The sequence below is a fragment of the Bradyrhizobium sp. SZCCHNGR1005 genome (assembly GCF_032489995.1).
GTDB lineage: Bacteria > Pseudomonadota > Alphaproteobacteria > Rhizobiales > Xanthobacteraceae > Bradyrhizobium.
Genome location: NZ_JAUEZC010000002.1, coordinates 1354643 through 1362255 on the forward strand (window position 1 = coordinate 1354643; position 7613 = coordinate 1362255).

Annotated in this window: 5 protein-coding genes; all 5 read left to right on the top strand. The window is 65.6% G+C overall.

The window, feature by feature from the left end; genetic code table 11:
- Window positions 1-44 precede the first annotated feature (44 nt).
- The 5 genes from tilS (at window position 45) to QXZ85_RS12335 (ending at window position 7343) form a co-directional block, all read left to right on the top strand.
- Entirely contained in the window at window positions 45-1178 is a 1134-nt protein-coding gene (gene tilS, locus QXZ85_RS12315) for a tRNA lysidine(34) synthetase TilS (RefSeq protein WP_315767499.1), read from the top strand.
- A 238-nt stretch (window positions 1179-1416) separates the two neighbouring features.
- Window positions 1417-3339 (top strand): ATP-dependent zinc metalloprotease FtsH, encoded by a 1923-nt coding sequence (gene ftsH, locus QXZ85_RS12320; protein ID WP_315701583.1) that lies wholly within the window; start codon window positions 1417-1419, stop codon window positions 3337-3339.
- A 188-nt stretch (window positions 3340-3527) separates the two neighbouring features.
- Window positions 3528-4757 (top strand): glycosyltransferase family 87 protein, encoded by a 1230-nt coding sequence (locus tag QXZ85_RS12325; protein WP_315767497.1) that lies wholly within the window; start codon window positions 3528-3530, stop codon window positions 4755-4757.
- 171 nt (window positions 4758-4928) lie between these two features.
- Window positions 4929-5603 carry a TetR/AcrR family transcriptional regulator gene (locus tag QXZ85_RS12330; RefSeq protein WP_315701579.1) on the top strand — a complete coding sequence of 225 codons (675 nt, stop codon included), beginning with the start codon at window positions 4929-4931 and terminating at the stop codon, window positions 5601-5603.
- 150 nt (window positions 5604-5753) lie between these two features.
- Entirely contained in the window at window positions 5754-7343 is a 1590-nt protein-coding gene (locus QXZ85_RS12335; RefSeq protein ID WP_316174200.1) for a glycosyltransferase 87 family protein, read from the top strand.
- Window positions 7344-7613: the final 270 nt, after the last annotated feature.

Sequence of the window (7613 nt, forward strand, 5' to 3'; positions counted from 1 at the left end):
GGCTGAGTTTGTGGTTTGCAGCTCCCGCGCCTAATCTGCCGGGCATGGCACGGCAGAAGACAGCGCAGACCGACGCCTCAGACGATGGTCGTCCCATCACGGCCGCGGAGGCCGAACGGCTGTTCGCGGCTTTTGTCGACGCGCCGGGGCTGGTGCTTGCGGTTTCCGGCGGTCCCGATTCGATGGCGCTGATGTGGCTTGCGGCACGCTGGCGGCAATCGCTGGCGCGCGGCCCGCGGCTGATCGCGGTGACGATCGACCACGCCCTGCGGCCTGAAGCCGCCCGCGAAGCGCGTGAGGTCAAGCGAGTGGCGCGTACCCTCGATCTGCCGCACCGGACCTTGCGCTGGCGCGGCGACAAGCCTGCCTCCGGGGTGCCTGAAGCCGCGCGGGCGGCGCGCTACCGATTGCTGGCGCAGGCGGCGCGCACGGCCGGCGCAAGCCATATCGTCACGGCCCATACCAGGGACGATCAGGCCGAAACGCTCTTGATGAGACTGTTGCGCGGCAGCGGCGTCGCCGGCCTGGCGGCCATGGCCGCTATCAGCGAGCGGGAGGGACTGCTGTTGGCGCGCCCGCTGCTCGGCATCGCCAAGGCGCAGCTCGTCGCAACGCTGCGGGCGGCCAACATCGATTTCGTCGAGGATCCAACCAATATCGATCCGGCATTCACCCGGCCGCGGCTGCGTGCGCTGATGCCGGCGCTCGCAGCCGAAGGCGGCGATGCACGCAATTTGGCGCGGCTCGCGGCCCGGCTTGCCCGGGCCAATGCGGCGATCGAGGTGCTGGCCGACGGCGCCGAACGCTATCTTGCTCTGACCGGCCACATCGAATCAGGGGGGCTGCGCGCCGGGCGCAATCCGCTCCCGAACCGCCAAGTGAAGGGCCTGGTGAATGGCCAAGCCTTCGATCTCCAGGCATTCGCGCGGCTGCCGGAGGAAGTTCGGCTGCGGCTCCTGATGCGCGCGATCGATCGCTACGGCTCCGAGGGGCCGGTGGAACTCGGCAAGGCCGAGGTCCTGCTCGCGAAGTTGGACCGGACTCTTGCGGGGATCGCCGGAGGTGGCGCAGCCACGCCAGACAGGCTAAAACAAACCCTTGCCGGTGCATTGGTAAGCGTAACCAAAGGACAGGTCCGCATCGAGCCGGCGCCAGCCCGCCGCCGAGGCGGTGGCTAGCGGCCTTCGCGGACCCTTAACCACCTGCGATGACGCGGTTTTCCTGCGTCATTTTTCGAGCAGGAATCGGCGATAGATGCGGTAAATAGTCCTGCGTGGTTCCCTTGGCATTGTCGCGAGTGGCACCTAGATTAAACGACGGTCGACCGGGGGATTCCCTCGTGGCTACCTAGGGATAAGTCCGGGATCAATCCAAAGGACAGACGGCCGCGATCCGCGCGACCACGAAGGAAAATCGATGAACGCCAATCTGCGCAACTTCGCCCTTTGGGTCATTATTGTTCTGCTGCTGTTGGCACTCTTCACGCTGTTCCAAAATCCAAGCCAGCGCGCGTCCTCGACCGATATTTCGTTCTCGCAGCTGCTGACCGAAGTGGATCAGGGCCATGTCCGCGACGTCGTGATCCAGGGGCCGGAGATTCACGGCACCTTCACCAACAATACCTCGTTCCAGACCTATGCGCCGAGCGACCCGAACCTGGTCAAGCGGCTGTACGACGCCAAGGTTCAGATCACGGCGAAGCCGCCGGGCGACAACGTGCCGTGGTTCGTGTCGCTGCTCGTGTCCTGGCTGCCGTTCATCGCGCTGATCGGCGTCTGGATCTTCCTGTCGCGGCAGATGCAGGGCGGCGCCGGCAAGGCGATGGGCTTCGGCAAGTCGCGCGCGAAGATGCTGACTGAAGCGCATGGCCGCGTCACCTTCGAAGACGTCGCCGGCGTCGACGAGGCCAAGCAGGACCTGCAGGAGATCGTCGAATTCCTGCGCGATCCCGGCAAATTCCAGCGCCTTGGCGGCCGCATTCCGCGCGGCGTGCTGCTGGTCGGTCCTCCCGGCACCGGCAAGACCTTGATAGCGCGTGCGGTCGCAGGTGAAGCGAACGTGCCGTTCTTCACCATTTCGGGTTCGGACTTCGTCGAGATGTTCGTCGGTGTCGGCGCCAGCCGCGTCCGCGACATGTTCGAGCAGGCCAAGAAGAACGCGCCCTGCATCATCTTCATCGACGAGATCGACGCGGTCGGCCGTCATCGTGGCGCCGGCCTCGGCGGCGGCAATGATGAGCGCGAGCAGACGCTGAACCAGCTGCTGGTCGAGATGGACGGCTTCGAAGCCAATGAGGGCGTAATCCTGATCGCGGCCACCAACCGGCCCGACGTGCTCGATCCCGCCTTGATGCGCCCCGGCCGCTTCGACCGCCAGGTCGTGGTGTCGAACCCCGACATCATCGGCCGCGAGCAGATCCTCAAGGTCCACGTCCGCAAGGTGCCGCTGGCGCCCGATGTCAACCTGAAGACCATTGCCCGCGGCACGCCCGGCTTCTCCGGCGCCGACCTGATGAACCTCGTCAACGAGGCCGCCCTGACCGCCGCGCGCCGTAACAAGCGCATGGTGACTCAGGCCGAGTTCGAAGAGGCCAAGGACAAAGTGATGATGGGCGCCGAGCGCCGCTCCATGGTGATGACCGAGGAGGACAAGCTGCTGACCGCCTATCACGAGGCGGGCCACGCCATCGTCGCGCTCAACGTGCCGAGCCATGATCCGATCCACAAGGCCACGATCATTCCGCGCGGCCGTGCGCTCGGCATGGTGCAGTCGTTGCCGGAGGCCGACCGTCACTCGCATACCCGCGAATGGTGCGTCTCCAAGCTGGCGATGGCGTTCGGCGGCCGCGAGGCCGAGGTGCAGAAGTTCGGTCCGGAAAAGGTGACCAACGGCGCCACCGGCGACATCCAGCAGGCCACCAACCTCGCCCGTGCGATGGTGATGGAATGGGGTATGTCGGACAAGCTCGGCCGCGTGCGTTACCAGAGCAATGAGCAGGAGGTCTTCCTCGGCCATTCGGTGGCGCGCAGCACCAACATCTCCGACGACACCGCCAAGCTGATCGACTCCGAGATTCGCGGGCTGATCGAGGCCGGCGAACAGGAGGCGCGCCGCATCATCACCGAGAAGCGCGAGCAGTGGGAGGCGATCGCCCAGGCGCTGCTCGAATATGAGACGCTGACCGGCGAGGAGATCAACGACCTGCTGAAGGGCAAGAAGCCCAACCGCGAGTCCGTGGTCGAGCCGTCGACGCCGCGAGCCTCCGCCGTGCCGCCGGCCGGCAAGCCGCGGCCGCGCCCCGATCCGGATCCCGGCCTGGAGCCGCAGCCGCAGGCCTGAGCAAATCTATCCGCGTTGACGAAAAGCCCGGCGATGAGCTGGGCTTTTCCTATTTTGGCGACCGACCGCTTTCTTTGTCAGGGGGGAAGAGGGCGCCGCGGACCTTGAGCCTGTTTAAGCCTTCCTCAAGCGGTCTTCACTTATTGCTCCTCGGTGCGAGCATCATTCTCAGTCCGCACGAGGATTAGATGGCCAACAGCTTCCGCGCTTCGCGGCTCGAGCCGCAGGCGAGCCTCGTTCCGGGCGGCCTGTTTGCCGTCTGCTTCGTGCTGGCCTGGATCAACGCCTCGTTTTTCCCGGCGGCCTATCTTTGCGGTGGGTGGATCTGGGACGCGCACGGCCTGGGCATTCCGACCGATTTCGTCAATGTCTGGGCGGCGGGCAAGCTCGCGCTGCAGGGCCATCCGGCGCTGGCCTGGGACTGGGACGTCCAGCGCGCCGTCGAACTCGATGTGCTCAAGCAGGATTGGCCCGGCGGCTATTTTGCCTGGCACTATCCGCCGCCGTTCCTGTTCGTGGCGGCGTTCCTGGCGCAGTTTTCCTATTCGATCGCCTTCATCGGCTGGGTCTGCGCAAGCTTCGTACCCTATCTGGTGGTGATGCGCGCGATCGTGGGCCGCGCCTTCGGCTTCGTGCTTGCGGCCGGCTTTCCGATCGTGTTCTCGAATACGATCGTCGGGCAGAACGGGTTTCTGACTGCCGCCCTGGTCGGCGGCACGCTCTACCTCTTACCCGTGCGGCCGGTGCTCGCCGGCATCTGCCTCGGCCTTCTCACCTACAAGCCGCAATATGGTTTCCTGTTTCCGATCGTGCTGATCGCAACCGGCCGCTGGCCCACCTTCGTCTCCGCCGCCATCACCGCCGTCGTGCTTGCCGGCATCTCCACGCTCGCTTTTGGTGTCGAGAGCTGGCAGGCCTTCTTCCATTGGATGCCGACCTTCTCGCAGGCCTTCCTCACCGAGGGCAAGGCGACCTGGTGGAAGCTGCAGAGCATCTTCTCGCTGATCCGCTATTTCGGCGGCACCGAGGCGCTGGGCTGGGCGTTCCAATGGGTGCTGACCGCGGCGGTCGTGGTGGTCCTGGTCGCGATATGGCGCAGCCCGGTGCGCTACAGCCTGAAAGCCGCAGCCCTGGCGGTGGGGACCCTGCTCACCACGCCGTATCTGTTTCTGTATGACATGATGGTGCTGGCGATCGCGGTGGCGTTCCTGGTGAGGATCGGGCTGAAGGACGGCTTCCGTCCCTATGAACTGCCCGCGCTCGGTTGCGCCGCGCTGCTCCTGATCGCCTTCATCCTGTTCGGAGTTCCGGTGGGTCTTGCCGCCAATCTCATTGTCGGCAGTCTGGTGTTGCTCCGGGCGGGGCCGTGGTGGCGGCGCGAGCCGGCGCGCGCTGCGCACGCGCTAGCGGCGGCGTGAAGCCATTCCGGCAGATCAGACCTTCGTCCGAGTCAGCCCATTTCCGGCTTGTCATCCGCTCTGAATAGTTGTTCAGTTCTTCCTGACGCATAACGGGGCTTGCCTCCAAAAACAGTGAATTCCTATTCGTCGCGGCTCGGCCGGGACGGTGGGTGGGATGAGAGACGCGCCATGGTCTATCGGCGAACCCATCAGGTGGTGAAGCGGCTGGCCGCGCGGCGCAGCGCGATCCTGGCTGCTGCACGCGAGGCCGCCGCCGAAGGCGGCATGGCGGCGGTGCAGATCGCCCCGGTCGCGGTGAAAGCCAACGTCGCCGCCGGAACGGTGTACCGCTACTTTCCTTCCAAGGCAGATCTGATCTCCGAATTGATCGCCGAGGTGTCCCGCGACGAGCTTGCGGCGATCCGGCGCGCCGCCGATGCGGCGCCGGGACCATCCTCGGCGCTGGCAGCCGCCATCTCGACGGTGGCGGTTCATGTCCTATCGCAGCGCAAGCTCGCCTGGGGCATTCTCGCCGAGCCGGTCGATGTCGATGTCACGGCGTCCCGCATCGCAAGCCGGCTTGAGATCGCGAGCGAGATCGGCACCCGGATCGAAGCTGCGGTTCGCGCCGGCCACCTGCCGGCGCAAGACACTCAGCTGGCTGCGACCGCGCTGCTGGGCGCGCTGCACGAGGCGCTGGTCGGGCCGCTGGCCCCGGAGAATCTCGACGATCCCATCAAGCTGCGCGATACGGTGCAGGCGGTCACGCTGCTGGCGCTGCGCGCAGTCGGCGTGATGGATGCCCGCGCCCGCGGCCTCGTGGTGCAGGCCGTGCTGCCGGTGAAGACCCTGGTCGGCGCCTGAGCGCGACCACGCGCCTCAATCCGGCTTAAGCAAGGATTCACGCGCGAAGGTCATGTTGCGGGAGGCTTCCAGGATGCGCCCGCGAACGGCGGCCGCATCGCTCACGCAGGCGCTTCTGCCGGGATGTTCATCGCACGCAAACGAGTAGTTATGCCGCTGGTGATCGCCGCCGCGAGCGCGGCCGGCGCGATCTACGCCTATTTCGCCGGCGAAGATATCAACTGGGACTGGCAGAACTATCACGACTATGCCGGCTTCGCGTTGCTGCATGGCCGCTTCGATGTCGACGTCATGCCGGGCGGCTTCCAGAGCTTTCTCAATCCGCTGGTCTACCTGCTGCCTTATCTGCTGCGCCACGGCCTCGCCGCGCCGTGGTGGGGCGTTGCACTCGGCGCGCTGCACGGGCTCAATCTTGCGCTGGTGTGTTGGGTCACGCGGGTGATGCTGGAGAAGGATGCACGCGTGCCGGCGCTGCTCGCCGCCGTGCTGATCGCCGCATGCGGGCCGATGACCTTGTCGGAGGTCGGCACCAGCTTCGCCGATATCCTCACGGCCATGCCGATCCTTGCCGGCGTCGCGCTGATCTTTGCGGACAGCGAACAGGACGGCCGGCGTATTTTGCTGGCCGGGCTACTGATCGGCGCGGCGACCGGATTGAAGCTGACCAATGCGACCTTCCTGATCGGCGCCGGCGTTTGCTTGTTGCTTGCGCCGCGCCCGCTTGTCGCGATGCTCCATTTCGGCGCGGGCAGTGCTGTGGGGGGACTTGCGACCGGTGGCGCCTGGGCGCTCAAGATGTGGCGCGACTTCGGCAACCCGCTGTTTCCGTTCTACAACGCGATCTTCCGCTCGCCGGAGGCACCGCCGGTCTCGATCATCGACACGCGCTTCATGCCACATGGTCTGATCGAAGCTCTCGCCTATCCCTTCGATTGGCTGGTCGGACGGCATCCCTCCTCGGAGTGGCCGTTTCGCGATCCGCGCTTCGCCGTCGTTGTTGTACTGCTGCTTGCGACGATCGCCGTCGGCGCATGGCGCCGGCGTGAGCTCTTGCAAGCGCGCGACAGACAGTTCCTGCTGTTATTCTGGGTGAGCTACGCGCTGTGGATGCTGGCCTTCTCGATCCAGCGCTATCTGATTCCGCTCGAGCTGCTGTCAGCGCCGCTGATCGTGCTGCTGCTCACGCGGCTCGCGGCGGCAGGGCGGCCGTCGCTCTCGTTCGAACAGGGCGCGGCTTTGCGCGCATGTCATCTCCTCACCATGACGGCCGTGCTTGCGGTCGCGCTGTGGTCGCAGCCGACCGATTGGATGCGGCGGCCATGGTCGGATCCATATCGCCCGCAGCTTGCGGCCGCATTGCAGAAGCCGGCGACCTTTCTGCTCCTGCACAAGCCGCTGGGCTATATCGTGTCCCAGCTTCCTGCCGGTTCGCGCGCCTATCAGCTCTCCGAGATTGTGCTGCCCTTGGTGCCCGGCGGCGTGCTGGACCGCCGCGTCCGCGCCGGGCTGGCCGAGCCGCTGCCCGGCGGGACCTGGGCGCTGTATTTCGCGACGAGCCCGGCGGACAATCCGCCCCGGCTCGCGGCGCTGGTTGCCTATGGTCTCGAGCGTGACCCCGGGAGGGCTTGCGAGCGGATCGCTGCCGTGGACGGCAGCGACATCGAGGCGTGTCCGGTGATCTCGCCTGCGTCGTCGGCATCGGCGGCCGAACTCGATCGCACCGGCCGCGATTCGAATTAGAGCATGATCCGGAAAAGTGGAAACCGGCTTTCCGAAAAGATCATGCTCAATAAAAGAGACTAGATCGTGATGCGATTCCCTCTAATCGCATCATGATCATCTAGGTTGCGTACTCATAAATTAACCGCGTGAATCGATGTCCGCTTGTCTCCAAGAGCGGCGCGAAAGCGGACGTTGTCGGACTTCCGAGAAGGGCCGATTCCGTTGAAAAAGTCGGCAGTAGTTTCGTCGTGAACGCCAGCTGTTTCGAGGACGAATTGGCGCGGTGTG